Annotated in this window: 17 protein-coding genes; 3 read left to right on the forward strand and 14 right to left on the reverse strand. The window is 71.3% G+C overall.

Translation table 11 applies throughout. The features are described 5' to 3' along the window. Positions 1-176 precede the first annotated feature (176 nt). Complete coding sequence (locus DSC45_RS31425; RefSeq protein ID WP_119295403.1) at positions 177-593, forward strand: Fur family transcriptional regulator; 417 nt, start codon at positions 177-179, stop codon at positions 591-593. Positions 594-664: 71 nt separating this feature from the next. Here the strand turns inward: DSC45_RS31425 and DSC45_RS31430 are convergent, their stop codons facing one another. The 14 genes from DSC45_RS31430 to DSC45_RS31485 all read right to left on the reverse strand — a co-directional run bounded on the left by DSC45_RS31430 (position 665) and on the right by DSC45_RS31485 (position 12,196). Continuing rightward, on the reverse strand, positions 665-1,441 hold the full coding sequence (locus DSC45_RS31430; RefSeq protein WP_119295404.1) for an SDR family NAD(P)-dependent oxidoreductase: 777 nt from the start codon (positions 1,439-1,441) through the stop codon (positions 665-667). 65 nt (positions 1,442-1,506) lie between these two features. Then, positions 1,507-1,962, reverse strand: coding sequence for a GlcG/HbpS family heme-binding protein (locus DSC45_RS31435; RefSeq protein WP_119295405.1), 456 nt, complete (start codon positions 1,960-1,962; stop codon positions 1,507-1,509). After that, entirely contained in the window at positions 1,959-2,123 is a 165-nt protein-coding gene (locus DSC45_RS35930; protein WP_162929401.1) for a hypothetical protein, read from the reverse strand. The genes DSC45_RS31435 and DSC45_RS35930 overlap by 4 nt, the downstream gene beginning before the upstream one ends. A 48-nt stretch (positions 2,124-2,171) precedes the next feature. Continuing rightward, positions 2,172-3,092 carry a glutathione S-transferase C-terminal domain-containing protein gene (locus DSC45_RS31440; RefSeq protein WP_119295406.1) on the reverse strand — a complete coding sequence of 307 codons (921 nt, stop codon included), beginning with the start codon at positions 3,090-3,092 and terminating at the stop codon, positions 2,172-2,174. A gap of 214 nt (positions 3,093-3,306) precedes the next feature. Beyond that, the gene (locus tag DSC45_RS36980) at positions 3,307-3,459 is read right to left on the reverse strand and encodes a putative leader peptide (RefSeq protein WP_346426688.1); all 153 of its coding nucleotides are present in this window, start codon (positions 3,457-3,459) and stop codon (positions 3,307-3,309) included. Positions 3,460-3,619: 160 nt separating this feature from the next. After that, positions 3,620-4,078 (reverse strand): RrF2 family transcriptional regulator, encoded by a 459-nt coding sequence (locus tag DSC45_RS31445; RefSeq protein WP_119295407.1) that lies wholly within the window; start codon positions 4,076-4,078, stop codon positions 3,620-3,622. Between the two features lie 53 nt (positions 4,079-4,131). Continuing rightward, positions 4,132-5,364 carry an acyl-CoA dehydrogenase family protein gene (locus tag DSC45_RS31450; RefSeq protein ID WP_119295408.1) on the reverse strand — a complete coding sequence of 411 codons (1,233 nt, stop codon included), beginning with the start codon at positions 5,362-5,364 and terminating at the stop codon, positions 4,132-4,134. Between the two features lie 247 nt (positions 5,365-5,611). Next, on the reverse strand, positions 5,612-6,685 hold the full coding sequence (locus tag DSC45_RS31455) for an LLM class flavin-dependent oxidoreductase (RefSeq protein WP_119295409.1): 1,074 nt from the start codon (positions 6,683-6,685) through the stop codon (positions 5,612-5,614). A 10-nt stretch (positions 6,686-6,695) separates the two neighbouring features. Next, the gene (locus tag DSC45_RS31460; protein ID WP_119295410.1) at positions 6,696-7,679 is read right to left on the reverse strand and encodes an ABC transporter substrate-binding protein; all 984 of its coding nucleotides are present in this window, start codon (positions 7,677-7,679) and stop codon (positions 6,696-6,698) included. Between the two features lie 50 nt (positions 7,680-7,729). Next, a complete protein-coding gene (locus tag DSC45_RS31465; RefSeq protein ID WP_119295411.1) occupies positions 7,730-8,494 on the reverse strand; it encodes an amino acid ABC transporter ATP-binding protein in 765 nt (254 codons plus the stop codon). Further along, positions 8,491-9,534, reverse strand: a complete 1,044-nt coding sequence (locus DSC45_RS31470) for an amino acid ABC transporter permease (protein ID WP_119295412.1) — start codon at positions 9,532-9,534, stop codon at positions 8,491-8,493. The genes DSC45_RS31465 and DSC45_RS31470 overlap by 4 nt, the downstream gene beginning before the upstream one ends. A gap of 21 nt (positions 9,535-9,555) precedes the next feature. Beyond that, the gene (locus tag DSC45_RS31475; protein WP_119295413.1) at positions 9,556-10,521 is read right to left on the reverse strand and encodes an ABC transporter substrate-binding protein; all 966 of its coding nucleotides are present in this window, start codon (positions 10,519-10,521) and stop codon (positions 9,556-9,558) included. Next, positions 10,518-11,072 carry a GNAT family N-acetyltransferase gene (locus DSC45_RS31480; protein WP_119295414.1) on the reverse strand — a complete coding sequence of 185 codons (555 nt, stop codon included), beginning with the start codon at positions 11,070-11,072 and terminating at the stop codon, positions 10,518-10,520. Before DSC45_RS31480 ends, DSC45_RS31475 begins: the two co-directional genes overlap by 4 nt. Continuing rightward, a complete protein-coding gene (locus DSC45_RS31485) occupies positions 11,069-12,196 on the reverse strand; it encodes an LLM class flavin-dependent oxidoreductase (protein ID WP_119295415.1) in 1,128 nt (375 codons plus the stop codon). The genes DSC45_RS31480 and DSC45_RS31485 overlap by 4 nt, the downstream gene beginning before the upstream one ends. A 691-nt stretch (positions 12,197-12,887) precedes the next feature. Between DSC45_RS31485 and DSC45_RS31490 the strand changes: the two genes are divergently transcribed. Then, entirely contained in the window at positions 12,888-13,877 is a 990-nt protein-coding gene (locus DSC45_RS31490) for an amino acid ABC transporter permease (protein WP_119295416.1), read from the forward strand. Next, positions 13,874-15,820 carry an FAD/NAD(P)-binding protein gene (locus DSC45_RS31495; RefSeq protein WP_119295417.1) on the forward strand — a complete coding sequence of 649 codons (1,947 nt, stop codon included), beginning with the start codon at positions 13,874-13,876 and terminating at the stop codon, positions 15,818-15,820. The genes DSC45_RS31490 and DSC45_RS31495 overlap by 4 nt, the downstream gene beginning before the upstream one ends. Positions 15,821-15,824 lie beyond the last annotated feature (4 nt).

Consider the following 15,824-nt stretch of genomic DNA (forward strand, 5'->3'; position numbering starts at 1 on the left):
CGGGGCTTCGGCCCGAGCGGGTGGCCGGGCGCCGGTCGCTCCGCCTCATCGGCCCTTGGCTGCCGCTGGCGCCGATCCTACGATGGACGAAGTCCAAGTCAATAAGACGCACAGACCGAGACAGACTGTCCGACAAAGCTTCGTTCCAAGGACGAGGCACAGTAAGGCTGGTAGTCATGAGCGACCTGCTGGAACGGCTTCGCGGGCGCGGCTGGCGGGTGACCGCCCAGCGGCGCGTGGTCGCCGAGGTGTTGGACGGCGACCACGTCCATCTGACCGCGGACGAGGTGCTCGAGCGCGCCACGGCCAGACTGCCGGAGATCTCGCGCGCCACGGTCTACAACACCCTGGGCGAACTGGTCTCGCTCGGCGAGGTCGTCGAGGTGGCGACGGACGGGCGGGCCAAGCGCTACGACCCGAACGCGCACCGGCCGCACCAGCATCTGGTGTGCTCGGGCTGCGGGATCATCCGCGACGTGCACCCGGCCGGAGACCCGCTCGCCGATCTGCCGGACGCGGAGCGCTTCGGGTTCGCGGTGTCGGCGGCCGAGGTCACCTACCGGGGCATCTGCCCCGACTGCGCCCGCACTTGAGCCTTCCGTTCGCTGTCCGTCCATGGCGGCTCAAGCCCTTCCGCTCCCTGTCCGCCTACGACGAGGTCCGTCTACGACGAGTTCTTTCTGACGCTCCAGCCGCCGTCCACGACCAGCGAGGCTCCGGTCACGTACGAGGCGTCGGGTCCTGCCAGGAAGGTGATGGCCGCCGCGACCTCATCGGGACGGCCCAGACGACCGGCCGCGGTCTCCCGTGCCGTGGCCTCCCGGTCGGCCTCGCCGATGTCGTCCCAGGCCCGGGTGAGCACCGGTCCCGGGAGCACCGTGTTGACCCTGACCCGGCCGCCGTACTCGACGGCCAACTGCCGGGCGAGACCGGTGAGTCCGGCCTTGGCGGCAGCGTAGGCCGGGCGGCCGGGCAGGCCGAACAGGGCATGCACCGAGGAAACCAGGACGACGCTGCCTCCGGTCGCGATCAGATCGTCCAGACAGGCCCGCACGCCGAGGAACGATCCGGTGAGGCTGACCGACAGCTGCCGCTCCCACTCGGCCGGGCTGGTGGCGTGGGCGGGCGCGACACGTACCGCGTAGGCGTTGGACACCAGCGCGTGCACCGGACCGAACGCCTCCCCGACCGCTGCGACCGCCGCGGTCCAGGAGTGCTCGTCGGCGACATCGAGGTGCTGGAACACCGCGCTGCCGCCCGCCTCGCGGATCCTGGCGGCGACCGACACCCCGGCCTCCTCGTCGATGTCGGCGACGACCACCTGCGCCCCCTCGGCCGCGAGCCGTTCGGCCGTGGCGGCGCCGATGCCGGAGGCGGCGCCGGTGACGAGGGCGCAGCGCCCCGCGAGACGATCCGTGCTCGGTGCGGTGACGGATTCCACGGCGGCTCCTTCGCGGCGACGGGCGACTGGGGCGCCACCTTAGCCAGAGCCGCGGGCGCCTCGCGTCAGGCCGCCTTCTCCTCCTCGTCCTCCGCCCCGGTCTCCGGGACGAGGCCCGCCGCCCTGATGCCCGCGACCGCCGCCCGTTCGTCGTTCAGCGAGGTGTCGCCGGTCGCGCCCACGGCTCCGAGCAGCCACCCGTGCGCGTCCCGTACGAAGACTCCGCCCGGTACGGGCAGGACCCGGCCACCGGCGAGCGCCGTCACCGAGGTGAAGAAGTCCGGTGCCGCGGCGGCCCGTCGGCCGATCTCGCGGTTGTCGATGCCGAGTCCGAGGACGCCCCACGCCTTCGCGATGGCGATGTCCGGGCGCAGCAGGCCCGCGCCGTCCTCCCGCGCCAGCGCGACGGGAACGCCTCCGGTGTCGAGGACGGCGAGGGTGAGCGGCTCGAGATGGTGGGCGCGCGCGAAGTCGATTCCGGCCTGCACGATGCGGTTCGCCTGGGCCAGGGTGATGCTCATGTCGGGTTCCTTCCGCTGGATCTGTGGCTCGATGGATCGAGTCCGGAGATGGCGCCACCGATGACGGCGACCCGGCCCGAGGGTTCGGGCCGGGCCTCCTTCAGGTCCGCCGGGAAGCGGAAGGGCTCGTCGAGCGGACAGCTCACCTCACTGGGAGACATGTTCGAAACGCTAGTGAGCGGCCACCGGTCGATGGTGTAGCGGACGTTTCAGTCGCATGAAACCGCAGGGGGCCGCACGTCCGCTCCGCCGCACACGGACTCCGGCCACTGCGGGACCTCCCGTGCCGTGGCCGCCGAGGTGTACGCCGTCCAGTCCACCAGGGGCACGCCCGCACCGGGCGCCTGCGGATCGGATGCCCGGCGGCGCTGCTCGATGCCGTCCGGGTCGAGCTGTCCGCCGAACTCCGGGCACTGGGCCAACCGCCTTGCGTACGCCCAGAGTTGCGTGTTCTCGGCGATCCGTCGGACGGTCTCCGCGCTGAGGCGCGGGCGGTGCACCGTGTCGAGCTGTACGAGGGTCGCCCACAGCTGGATGTCCGCGAGGGTGAGCCCGCCGGGCGTGACATAGGCATGCGAGGTGAGCCGGGTCTCGAGGACCGACAGCGTGTCCAGCAAGGTGCCGACGGCGGTGTGGCGTTCGGGCGCTCCGGCATCCGACCGGCCGGCGAGCCGCGCGGATGCGCCGACCTGTTCGCAGAGCCGTCCGACCTGGTCGAGGCTGTCCTCCGCCCCCGAGGGGTGGAGGTCGGGGCCGTCGCCGCCGAACCGGCGGGCCAGGTCCCGCAGGATGTCGGGGGCGTGGGTGCTGACTATGCGGCCGCTCCAGGTGTCGCTGAGCACCGGCGCGATGCTCGGCCCGGGGTGGTGGTGCGCGCTGGCCTCGTACAGCGGGTCGAGGGCGAGGTAGCCACCGTCGGGAGCGTCGGGCACGGCGGGCAGCAGGGTCACCGGGAGGGCGTCGTCGAGGCGGAGCAGGCGGTGGGCGACGGCGATCGCCAGCGAGTGCGGACAGGGCAGCGAGAGGTGGAGGCGGTAGCGGCGCGGAGCGGCGTAGTAGCCGCCGCCCCGCGGGTCACTGCCGATCCTGCTGCGCAGTGAGGGTGCGGCGGTCGGGTACGTGGCGGACATACGTCTCCCTGGGGTGCTCGGTCACGGGCGTGCGAGAGCGACGGCACGCGACGGCTTCGGCGCGGCCGGGGACCGCACCGCACCCCGGGATGCGGTCCGGGGCGCGTGGAGATACGGGTGAAGGTGTCCGGAGGAGTGACGTGCGCGAGTGCGGCGCGGAGGCCTCAGGCCCTGCTGCGCGCGAGGGGGACTCGGGCGCGTGCGCGGGTGGTCCTCACCGCGCGGGACTCGCTGCGCTGCTGACGCGCAGCAGATCGATGTGCCGGCGGCTGGTCAGCGGGGACCACGGCCGCACAGTGGTCGCGGCTGTCGCGCCGGGGATGCCGGTGCCGCTGCGCTTCACCGTCCCACCGCCCCTCGCCGCCATTTCCTACCGTACGGATAGGAATCCCTACCTGGAGTGTGCGGCGGCGCCGGTGGCACGTCAAGACCCGGAGGCGGCGCGACCTCCGCGCGGCACGCCGACAGGCGTGTGCGACTTGCCCGTTGAGGGGACGGGACGGTGCCCGTTGACGGGACGGGCCCCGTCAGGGGTTGGTCCAGGCGTCCGCGGTCTCGGTGAGGCTCTGCACCTCGGCGGGCAGCTCGGCGGCGGCGACCTGGGCGAGGGTGACCTCGTCGAGGACCTTGCGCACGCTGGCGCGGGCGGCGATCCACACCGGCAGCAGCGATTCGGCGGGGCCGCCGTAGGAGAGCTCCGGGGGACGGACTCCGCGCACCGAGACCAGCGGGCCGTCAGCGACCCGGATCACGTCCGCCAGGGAGATCTGAGCGGCGGGACGGGCGAGTTGATAGCCGCCGTTGCCCCCGCGGCGGCTGGTGACGAGACCGCCGCGGCGCAGATCGCCGAGGATCCCTTCGAGGAACTTGTGCGGGATGCCCTGGGCGGCGGCCAGCGCTTCCGCCTTGAGCGAGGCGTCGTCACCGGCCGCAGCCAGCTCGAGCGCTGCCCGCACCGCATAGTCCGCCCTCGCCGAGATCCGCATACCGCAATTATCCATCCCCGCCCCGCACCCCGGTCACCACATGAGCCATCCGTTCAGGCGGGCAGGGTGAACGGGGGGTGGGCGCCGTTGAGAAAGTAGTCCCCCACCTCGCGGAGCCGGTGCGCGACCGGTTCCCGCAGGGCGTGGCCGCGGGCGCTGCGCCAGAAGCGGTCGAATCCGTAGCGCGGGGAGACGGCGTCGATGCCCATGCCGTCGAGGGCGCGCGTGGTGATGTCCTGGGCCGCCCGTGACGCGGCGGCCTCGGCCGCGCCCGCGAGTACGACGGCCTCCGCGCACTCCTCGTCCTCCAGATCCTCGCCGCGGTCCAGAGCACGGGTCAGGACGGCGACCGACTGCTCGGTGAGCGCCGACGCGGCCCGCGCGGAGACGGCGAGTTCGCCGTAGACGGTGAGTGCGTGCGCGTCGTGCGACCGTGCTCCGGTGATCCGGGTCTCGGGCGTGAACGGCTGCCAGGGGGCGCGCAACCCCCGTTCATACTCCCGGACTTCGGCGAGCAGCCCTTCGGCCACGCCGAGGCAGAAGTGCGCGGAGACCAGGCGGGCCGCCGGTGCGGCGAGCCGGGCGAAGGGCGAGAGCACGTCGTCGTCGGGAAGCAGCGAGCCGAGCACGTCGTCCGAGTCCACGGGTACGGAGTTGAACTCCACTCCCCCGTCGGTGGCCACCACGCGCTCGGGCGCGACGTCGCCGTCGAGACGACGGATGCCGGGCCGGGCCGGGTCCACCAGGACGGCGAGCGGTTCACCGGTCGCGGCGCGTACGGCCCGCACCACCAGTCGGTCGGCGTGCCCGGCGCCCGCCACGTGGGGCAGATGACCGTCGAGCAGGTGGGTGCCTGCGCCGCCGGAGTCCGGGGTGAGGGTGAGCGGCGGTTCGTGGGCGGAGATGCCGCCGCCCCAGAGCCACCGCTCGGCGGCGGCCTCGCGCTCCAGGCGTTCGGCACGCGCCGGGTCGGCGAAGAAGCGCGGGGCGCCGGCCAGGAAGTAGTGGCGGCCGAGGAGTTGACCGATCACACCGTCCGCCGCGGCGACCGTGCGGACCACCGCGCAGGCGGTACGCCAGTCCCCGCCACCGCCGCCCAGCTCGGCCGGGGTGAGCAGGGTGAGCAGTCCGGCCTCGCGCAGTCGGTCCACCTCGTCGAGCGGTGGGCGGCCGGAGCGATCCCGGGCGGCGGCATCGGTCGCGAGGTCGTCGGCCAGGTCGCCGGCGACGCGCAGCCAGTCGGCCGGCCCGACGCGGAGGTCTGCCGACTCGAGCTCCACCGTCATGCCGCGCCTCCCGCCGCACCGCTGCACGCACCGGTACACGCCTCGCGCCCTTCGGCGCGGAAGGCGCGAACGATGCGGGCAGACAGTGCCGGTGGTGCAGTGACCATGGTGAGCTTCCTTCAAAGGTCCGGGGAGAACGCCATCGTCACCCGCCCGCCGAGCAGCGTCAACGATTTCCCTAGTTTTCCACTAGGAATACTATGGATTGCTCACGGAGTGGACTCCTGGCGCTTCCGGTCAGGGCTTTTCAGGACGTCGGCCGCTCCCAGAGCGAGGTGGGTGCCGCACGGCGCACCACGGGCGCGATCTCCTCCGCGAACCACTGCAACTGCTCGATCTGGCCGGAGAGTTCGAGACCGGAGCTGTCCACCGTGATGGACTGCAGGTCGTGCCGGTAGGCCGCGTGGTAACCGAGGATCTTGTCGATGATCTGCTGCGGCGATCCGATCAGGTGCGGACCGTCGGCGATCGCCTCCTCGACGGTGCGGAACGGGGTGTTGTAGCCGGGGCGGCCCTCCAGATGGGGTCTGTGGGTCTGGCGGACCTTGGCCTCGTAGTACTCCTTGAAGCGCTCGACGGCGAGCGCGGTGGTGTCGGCGATGAAGAGACCGCCGGACCCTGCCCCCACATAGGCGGTACTCGGGTCGTGCCCGTGGGCCGCGAACCGCTCGCGGTAGTGGTCGATCAGCCGGGCGTACGCCTCGAGCGGCTGGATCGCGTTGGCACTGAACAGGGGGTCGCCGTGTTTCGCCGCCAGTTCGGGCGAGTTGAGGCTGGTGGCCGAGCCGTGCCAGACACGCGGCGGGCGGCCTCCGTACGGCCGCGGGAGCGTGGTGGCCTCGCGCAGCGCGGGGCGGAACTTGCCCTCCCAGGTGACCTCCTCCTCGCGCCAGAGGCGGCGCAGGAGCTCGTACTTCTCGGCCTGGTAGTCCCACTGCAGGCCCTCGTCCAGGCCGAAGAGATCGAAGTGGCCCATCTCGGCGCCCTTGCCGACGACGAGTTCGATGCGGCCGCGCGACAGTTGATCGAGGGTGGCGTACTCCTCGGCGACCCGGACGGGATCGAGGATGGCCACGACAGTGACGCCGGTGAGCAGCCGGATACGGCGTGTGCGGGACGCGAGCGCACCGAGCAGGACGGCCGGGCTGGAGGACAGGAACGGCCCCGCGTGCCGCTCCCCCACCGCGTAGGCGTCGAAGCCCAGCTCCTCGGCGGCCACTCCTGTCTCCACCGCCTCGGCCAACCGGTCGGCGGCCGAGCCGAGTTCGCCCGTGATCGGATGCGGCGCGTGCCCGACGAGAGTCAGGACCTGGAACTTCATGCGGAGCTCCCTACTGGTTGTCGCGGGGCAGGCCGGGCGGGTTGATCTCCGATTTCTCGACGGATTCGCCGGACAGGCCCCAGCGCTTCAGCGCCTTGGCGTAACTGCCGTTGTCGATGATTTCCTCGACAGCTTCGGCGAGCGGCTCGACCAGGCCGCTGTTCTTCTTGGTCGTGGCGGCGATCAGGCCCTGCAGAGTGCTGCCCGCCCCTGAATAGGTGCCGACGACCTCGGTCTTCCCGGCGGTGGCGACGTGGTACGCGGCGGTCGGGTGCGGGCCCACGTACAGGTCGACCCGCCCCGACTGCAGGGCCAGGTGGACGTCCGTGTCGTCGCGGTAGTACTTGATGTCGACCGGCTCGCGGCCGGCCTTCTTGTTCGCCTTGCTCCATTCGACCAGGAGCTTCTCCTGGTTGGTGCCGCTGTTCACCGCGACCGTCTTGCCCGCCACGTCCTTGGCGCCGCGGACCTTGAGGCCGCTGCCCTTCTTCGCCTCGAAGCCGAGGGTGTCCTCGCGGTAGGGCGCGAAGTCGTACTTGTCCTTGCGCTCCTCGGTGACGGTGATGTTGCTGAAGCCCACGTCGTACTTGGCGCTGTCGAGGCCGACGAAGATGTTCTCCCAGGAGACGGTGTTGAGGTGCACCTTCAGGCCGAGTACGTCGGCGACGAGGTGGGCGATGTCCGGTTCGACGCCGATCACCGTCTTGTCGTCGGTGGCGTAGAACGTGAGCGGCGCCGCGGATCCGGAGGAGCTGACCACCTCGAGGGTTCCGCGCTTGCGGATCTTCGCCGGGACCTTGGCGGCAATGGCGGCGACCTTGTCCGCCCGGACGCGCTTCTGGTCCGGGCTGAGGTTGATCTTCGTCTGCTTGCCGGACTTGCCGGTGGTCTCGGTGGTGCCGCCGTCCGACGGATTGCCGCAGGCCGCGAGGGCCAGGGCGGAGACGAGCCCGAGGGCGACTGCGGCGGTACGGCGGGGGCGGGACGGGGACACGGTGGAACTCCTTGGGTGGGTGGGAGGCGGCGGGGCGAACACCCCGCGGATCAGAGGACTTTGGAGAGGAAGGCGCGGGTGCGCTCGTGCTGCGGGCGGTCGAGCACCTCGGCCGGCGGGCCCTGTTCGACGACGAGTCCGTCGTCCATGAAGACCACGGTGTCGGCCACCTCACGGGCGAAGCCCATCTCGTGGGTGACGACGATCATGGTGGTACCACTGTGGCCCAAGTCCCGTATGACATCGAGGACTTCACCGACGAGTTCGGGGTCGAGGGCCGAGGTCGGCTCGTCGAAGAGCAGCACCTTCGGCTCCAGGGCGAGCGCGCGGGCGATGGCCACGCGCTGCTGCTGGCCTCCGGAGAGCTGGCGCGGATAGGCACCGGCCCGGTCGTCGAGCCCCACCCGCTCGAGCAGCCGGTGGGCGGTCTCCTCGGCCTCCTTGCGGGAGCGGCGCAGCGCGGAGACGGGGGCCTCGACGAGGTTCTCCAGGACCGTCAGGTGCGGGAAGAGGTTGAAGTTCTGGAAGACGAACCCGATGTGGGTGCGCTGCCTGAGGACGTCCCGTTCCCTGAGTTCGTGGAGCTTGTCGCCGGAGCGCCGGTAGCCGATGAGTTCGCCGTCGATACTGATCCAGCCGCTGTTCACCTTCTCCAGGTGGTTGATGGTGCGCAGCAGCGTGGACTTGCCGGAGCCCGAGGGGCCGAGGACCACGGTGACCTCGCCGGCCCGCACCTGCAGGTCGACTCCGCGCAGCACCTCCACCGGCCCGAAGCTCTTGTGGACGCCGTGCACGTCCACCATGACGTTGCTCATGTGCGCTCTCCCTGCGACTCGGAATGTGGGGTCCTGCGTGGCACCACGGGTTCGCGTCGCCGCGCCGCGGCCGACCGGGCACCGTGCAGCAGGCGCCGGATGCGCTGGAGCGGGGTGGGCGGCGGGCTGCGGTCGGCACCCTTGGCGTAGTGGCGTTCGACGTAGTACTGGGCGACGGAGAGCAGCGAGGTGAGCAGCACGTACCAGGCGGTGGCGACCAGGAGCAGGGGGATCACCCGGCCGTTGCGGCCGTAGATGACCTGGGTCTGGTAGAAGAGCTCGCCGATGGCCATCACGTAGACCACCGAGGTGCCCTTGAGCAGGCCGATGATCTCGTTGCCGGCGGTGGGCAGGATGGCGCGCATGGCCTGCGGCAGCACGATGCGGCAGATCTGCCGCAGACGCGGGAGGCCCAGTGCGGCGGCCGCCTCCAACTGGCCCTCGTCCACGGCCAGTACACCGCCTCGGACGATCTCGGCGGCGTAGGCGGCCTGGTGCAGGGTCAGTCCGATCACCGCGGCGCCGATCGTGCCGATCAGGCTGTTGCTGTCGACCGACCAGAACACCGGGCCGAAGGGGATCCCGATGCCGAGGCGTTCGTAGAGGGCGCTGAGGTTGAACCAGAACACCAGCTGCACGATCATCGGGATGGACCGGAAGACCCAGATGTACGTCCAGGACACGGTCTGCAGCACCGGGTTGTGCGAGAGGCGCATGAAGGCCAGGACCGTGCCGAGGACGAAGCCGAGGACGGTGGCGTAGGCGGTGAGCTGGAGCGTCACCCACACCGCCGACACGATGGTGTCGGACAGGATGTAGGCGCCGAAGACGTCCCATTCCCATACGGGGTTGGTGGCCAGGCCGTGGGTGAACTGCGCGACCAGGACCAGTACGGCGGCCACGGCGACCCAGCGGGCGTAGTGCCGCACGGGGACCACTTCGAGGTCGGCCGGGCCGTCCGGAGGCGGGGCGGTCCGGGCGGGGCCGCCGTCGGACGGCAGGCCGGTGCCCGGGGGTGCGGTGTCGGTCGGGGATCCCATGATGTGTGTCCTGCTCGGGTCTCAGGAGTGCGGGGGACGGTGCTCGGGCGGATTGATGCGCGAGGCTTCGAGCGCGGAGGCCTTGGTGCCCCACCGGTCGAGGATCTTGGCGTAACTGCCGTTGTCGATCAGCTCGTCGACCGCGGCCTGGAAGGCCTTGGTCAGCTTGGAGCCCTTCTTGAAGGTGAAGCCGACATCGAGGCGGTGGTACTCGTTGAGGAACTCCGTCTGCGAGGCTTCCTGCGACTCCTGGTGGCGCAGGCCGTTGATGGTCGACATGACGACGTCGATGCGGCCTTGCTGGAGTGCGGTGAAGGTGGCGCCGTTCTCCGAGTAGACCTTCACGTCGTAGGGCTTCTTTCCGGCCTTGCTGCAGACGCTCTTCTTGGCGTTGAGGGTGGCCTCGAAGGTGGTGCCCGCGCCGGTGCCGACCGTGCTGCCGCAGAGCTGGGTCAGATCGGTGATCTTCTTCCCGAACCGCTGGTTGCCCTTCTTGACCGCGAAGCCCTGGCCGTCGTTGATGTACGTGACGAAATCGATGGTCTTGAGGCGTTCGGCGGTGACCCCGAAGTTTCCGGTGCCGAAGTCGAACTTGCCGCTGCCGAGGGCCGGAAGGATCGTCTCGAAGGACGCGTCCTGGCGTTCCAGCTTCATCCCGAGGACCTTGGCGACCGCTTCGGCCAGGTCGATGTCCTGCCCGGCGGGCGGCTTGTCCTGGCCGTTCGGGTAGTAGGCGCCCGGCGGGAATCCGATCGAACTGCCGACCCGCAGCGTCCCCTTCTTCCTTACTTCGGCGGGCAGTTGGGCCGCGACCTTGTCGACCTTGCGTACATCGGCGACCGGGTTGGCCTTCGGTACGGGAGAACCCTGGGCGCCGGCGGGTGTGCCGTCGGCCGCGTCCTCGGAGCCGCAGGCGGTCAGGGCGAGCAGCGGGAGCAGCGCGAGCGCGGCGACGGTCGGTCGGGTTCTGGTCCCTGTCGGGTTCACAGGTCGGCCTTTCCGGTGGGTGGCGTTGCGGCCGACTGCACGGCAGCGGCGGTGAGGTGCTTGTCGAAGGGCAGCGGCCCGATGGACTCGGGGTCGGCGGCGGTGTCGAACAGCGGGCGGTAGCCGGTGGTCAGGTAGAGGCCCCGGGCCTCGGGCTGGCGCGGCCCCGTGGTGAGGTACACCCGCCGATATCCCTGCCGGGCCGCGGCGTGCTCCAGTTCGGCGACGACGCGCAGGGCGAGGCCCCGGCGGCGGTGGGCGGAGTGCGTCCAGATCCGCTTGAGCTCGGCGGTGGTGGCGTCGTAGCGGCGGAAGGCGCCACCGGCGACGGGCTCGCCGTCCTCCAGGAGGAGCAGGAGCAGTCCGCCGTACGGGACGGTGAACTCCTCGTCGGGGTAGCGGGCGAGCTCGGCGTGCGCGTCCTTGCCGTAACGGGTGGAGTACTCCTCGCCCAGCTCGTGGAGCAGGGGGCGCACGAGCGGGTCGGAGACCTCCGTGTGCAGCACGGTGAGCCGGTCCGCGTCCGGCGGAAGACCGGTGAGTGAGGTCATGCCCCGGCCGCCGTGAGGGTCTCGGGTCCGCGGGCGGCACGTTCGGCGTCGCGTTCGGCGACACCTTCGCGGACGAGCGGGATGACGTGCCGGCCGAAGTCGATGGCGTCGCCGAGCAGGTCGTAGCCGCGGGCGGAGAGGATGCCGACACCCAGGTCGTAGTAGTCGAGGAGGGCCTGGGCGACGGTTTCGGGGGTGCCGACCAACGCGTTGGAGTTGCCCGCTCCGCCGGTGGCGGCGGCGGTCGGGGTCCACAGGGCGCGGTCGTAGCGTTCGCCCTGCTCGGCGATGGCGATCAGGCGCTGCGCTCCGGTGTTCTCCGGAGAGGAGGTGAGGTGACGGCGCTTGAGGGTGTGCTCGCGGCGTTCTCGGATCGCACCGACGGTGCGGTGGGCCTTCTCCCAGGCGAGCTCCTCGGTCGGGGCGATGATCGGCCGGAAGGCGACCTGGATGCGCGGTACGTCGGTGCGGCCCGCGGCCCGGGCGGCCGCCTTCACCTGCTCGATCTGCTCGGCGGTCTTCGCCAGCGGTTCGCCCCACAGGGCGTAGATGTCCGCTTCGGCGCCGCCGGCTGCGTAGGCAGCGGGTGAGGAGCCGCCGAACGACACGTTCGGCCGGGGCTCCTGGACGGGGAAGACGTCGCTCACGAAGTCGTGGAACCGGTAGTGCTCGCCCTCGTGGTCGAAGGGCTCGTGGCTGGTCCAGATCTTCTTGACGATGCGGATGTACTCGCGGGTGCGGGCGTAGCGCTCGTCCTTGGTGAGGGTGTCGCCCTCACGTCCCTGTTCGTGGTCGTTGCCGCCGGTGATGAAGTGCACGGTGAGGCGGCCGTCGCTGATCCGGTCCAGGGTGGCGAAGGTCTTGGCGGCGTAGGTGGGGTACGAGACGTTGGGCCGGTGGGCGAGCAGGATCTGCAGCTTGTCCAGCTTGCTCGCCAGGTACGCGGCGGCCGGCGCCGGGTCCGGCGAGCCGGAGCCGTAGGCGAACAGGACGCGGTCCCAGCCGTGGTCCTCGTGCGCCCGGCCGAGGCGCAGCGTGTACTCCTTGTCGAAGGCGGGGCCGGAACGTACGGCGGTCTCCGAGCCGTCGTTGGTCGCGGCTATGCCGAGGAACTCCACGGGCATGGGTATGGCCTTTCGGTCGGGCGGGGGCCTTCCGCCCATCGGGTGCCCGCCGTCCGGGCACCGCTTGCCCGCCCCACGGCGGCGGGGCGGCTCAGGTGCTCTCGGCGGAGGGTGAACGCGGGGGCGCAAGGAGGGTGTCGAGAAGTCGGGACGCGCCGTGGTGTGCGCGGCGGGGCCCGATCGATGTCCGGTACGTCACTGTCCGGAACGTCGTCCATCGGGAGCGGTGGGAGCTCGGCCCTCGACTGGGTCGCCGCACAGCGCGGGGCCCCGAAGGAGGGAAGGACCGGTCACCGGACGGGAAAGAACGGGCCCGTCAGCCCTTGGGGTGCTCGGGCACCCTTACTGCCGGATCAGGCGCAACACGCCGCGGACCACACTCGACCGAAGTCGATGTGGTCGCGCGAGACCAAGCGTTCCTGGGCGTTCATGAGTGTCATTCAGCAGCACGTCAGCGCTGCCGTCAAGCGGCGACCGGATGACGGACCCGTAGTTGTGCGCGCTGTTGCAGCGGTGTGTACAGCACCTTGCAACGTGCCCCGGACGATTGACAGTTGTCCGCCACCGACGCCTACGCTCGGGCGTGGAGCTCCTCGTCGGCGCACTGCGTGGCGGCGGCTCCGGCCGTGTTGAGGGACGCGGCGCACGACCCACTCATACATCCGTGACTTCCTCCTGCGGAGATCCCTCGATGGCCACACTCTCCGACGTCGGCCCGCCGCGCGCCGACTCCTCCCCGCCCACCGCGACCGGCAAGGACGACGCACCCCGCATCGTCCCGCGCAGACATCTGGGCCGCCGGCTCACCGGGGCCCTTGCGCTGGCGCTCGTCGCCTTCGCCGCGCACTCGGTGGCCCGTAACGACGCTTTCCAGTGGGATGTGGTGGGCCGCTACTTCACCACCGCGGCGGTCCTGGACGGGCTGCTGCTCACCCTGTGGCTCACCGGCCTGGTGATGGTGCTCGGCTTCCTGCTCGGCATTCCGCTCGCGGTGATGCGGCTGTCCGCCAACCCGGTTCTGCGGAGCATCAGTTGGGGCTTCGTGTGGGTGTTCCGGTCCACTCCGCTCCTGGTGCAGCTGCTGTTCTGGTTCAACATCGGCGCCCTGTACCCCACGCTCGGTCTCGGCATCCCGTACGGCCCCGAGTTCTTCTCCGTGCAGACGGTGAACCTGCTCGGGCCGACCCTCACCGCGGTGATCGGGCTGACCCTGCACGAGGCCGCGTACGCCGCGGAGGTGGTGCGCGGCGGGATCCTCTCCGTGGAGGCCGGCCAGACGGAGGCCGCCCAGGCACTGGGCCTCAGCCGGCGGCGCACCCTGCGCCGGATCGTCGTGCCGCAGGCGATGCGCTCCATCGTGCCGACGGCCGGGAACATGCTGATCGGCACGCTCAAGGGGACGAGCATCATCAGCGTGCTCGCCGTGCACGACCTGCTGTACTCGGTCCAGTTGATCTACAACCAGACGTACCAGGTCATCCCGCTGCTCCTGGTCGCGACCGTCTGGTACATCGCGGTCACCACGGTGCTGAGCATCGGGCAGTTCTATGTCGAGCGGTACTACGCCCGCGGGACGTCCGCGGGACTGCCACCGACGCCGGTGCAGCGCATCAAGGTACGGATCGCCGAACTGTCCGCCTATCGGGGGGCGTCGGGCGCCAAGGCCGGCGGCGACCGGTGAGCGCCGGTGCGGAGCGCAGAGCCGTCCTCGTCGTGGTGGGTGCGGGCCCTCGCACCACCGGGCTGCTCGAGCGCCTGGCCGCGAACGCGCCCGAGCTGTGGGACGGGACACGGCAGTTGGAGATACACCTGGTCGACCCGCATCCGCCCGGCCCGGGCCGGATATGGCGGGACGCCCAGTCGCCGCTGCTGCGCATGAACTCGATGGCCGAGGACGTCACGCTCTTCACGGACGAGTCGTCGACGGTCGAGGGCCCGATACGCCCCGGCCCCTCGCTCGCCGAATGGGCCGCCCAGTTCTCGGGCGACGGCCCGCGTCACGCCCCGTACGAGGAGCCGGCCGACCCGGAGGTGCTGGCCGAGCTGCGTGGCCTGGCGAGCAGCGACTTCGCCACCCGCCGGGCCCACAGCGCCTATCTGGACTGGGCGTTCCGGCGCGTACGCAGTGAGCTGCCGCCGTCGGTCACCGTCGAGTGGCACCGCACCACCGCGACCGCCGTCACCGGACCGGTGAACGGACCGCAGCAGGTCCATCTCGACGGCCGCGAGGAGCGGCTCACCGCCGATCTGGTCGTCCTGGCCCTGGGGCACGTCGGCTCGACACCTCCGGCAGCACACGATGCGAACGCCGGCTTCGCGCGGCGGCACGGTCGCTTCCATCTGCCGCCCGAGTTCTCCGCCGACGCCGACCTGTCCGGGATCCGGTCCGGCGAATCGGTGATTCTGCGCGGTCTCGGGCTCGCCTTCGTCGATCTGGTGGCGATGCTCACCGAGGGGCGGGGAGGCGCCTTCCGTACCGAGCCGGACGGCTCGCTCACCTATCTGCCGTCGGGGCGCGAGCCGGTGATCCACGCGGGTTCGCGGCGCGGCGTGCCGTATCACTCGAAGACCCGCTACCGGCTGCGCGGTCCGCGTGCACCGCTGCCGCGCCACTTCGGGCCCGAAGCGGTGGACCGGCTGCTCGCCGAGGAGCGCCCGCTCGACCTGCGGCGTGACCTGTGGCCGCTGATGGCCAAGGAGATCGGCTTCGGCCACTATCACGAGCTGTTCCACGCCCATCCGGGCCGCACCGCCATGCCCTGGCCGGAGTTCCTCGCGGCGTACGACCGGCTCGACTGGTACGAGCCGGACATGGCCTCGCTGGTGGCGAAAGGCGTCCCCGATCCGGTGGACCGGCTCGACTTCGAGGCCCTCGACCGGCCGTTGACGGGCCGGACCTTCGCCTCCGCCGAGGAGTTCCAGGCCGGGCTGCGCGCGTATGTCGCCGACGATGTGGCCCGCCGGGAGGACGGCGCGTTCAGTGCCGATCTGGGCGCGTTCCTCGCGCTGCTCTCGATCTACGGCCAGCTGCCGCGGGTGGTGGCCGCCGGGCGGCTGAACGCGCGGTCGCTCGCAGAGGATCTGGACGGCTGGTGGCAGGGCTTCTTCAGCTTCCTCGCCTCGGGGCCGCCCGGGTTCAGGCTGCGGCAGCTCCTCGCGCTGTCCCGGGCCGGGGTGGTCCGCTTCATCGGCGCGGACATCCGGGTCGGGACGGACGAGGCCACAGGGACGTTCACCGCGACGAGCCCCACCGTGCCCGGGCACACCACGCGGGCCACCGCGCTGATCGAGGCGTATCTGCCGAAGGCGTCCCTCGAGCGCACGGAGAACCCGTTGCTGCGGGACCTGCTCGCGGCGGGCGCGATCACGGAGGAGGTCGTCACCGACGCCGAAGGCACCCACCGTTCCGGGCTCGTCGATGTCTCCCCCGCCGACGCGCATGTGCTCGACCCTCGTCTCGACGGGCCCCATCCGCGGCGTATCGCTCTCGGCGCCCCGACCAACAGCCGGGCGATCGCCGCCTTCGCCCGTCCCCGTACCGATGCTCCGGCGTTCCGGCAGAACGACGCGGTGGCCAGGCGGCTGCTGCGCGCGCTGGGTGGCGCGTCCGCGGACGGCTCCTGAGAGT

Source organism: Streptomyces sp. YIM 130001, from assembly GCF_003574445.1.
Taxonomy (GTDB): Bacteria; Actinomycetota; Actinomycetes; order Streptomycetales; family Streptomycetaceae; genus Streptomyces.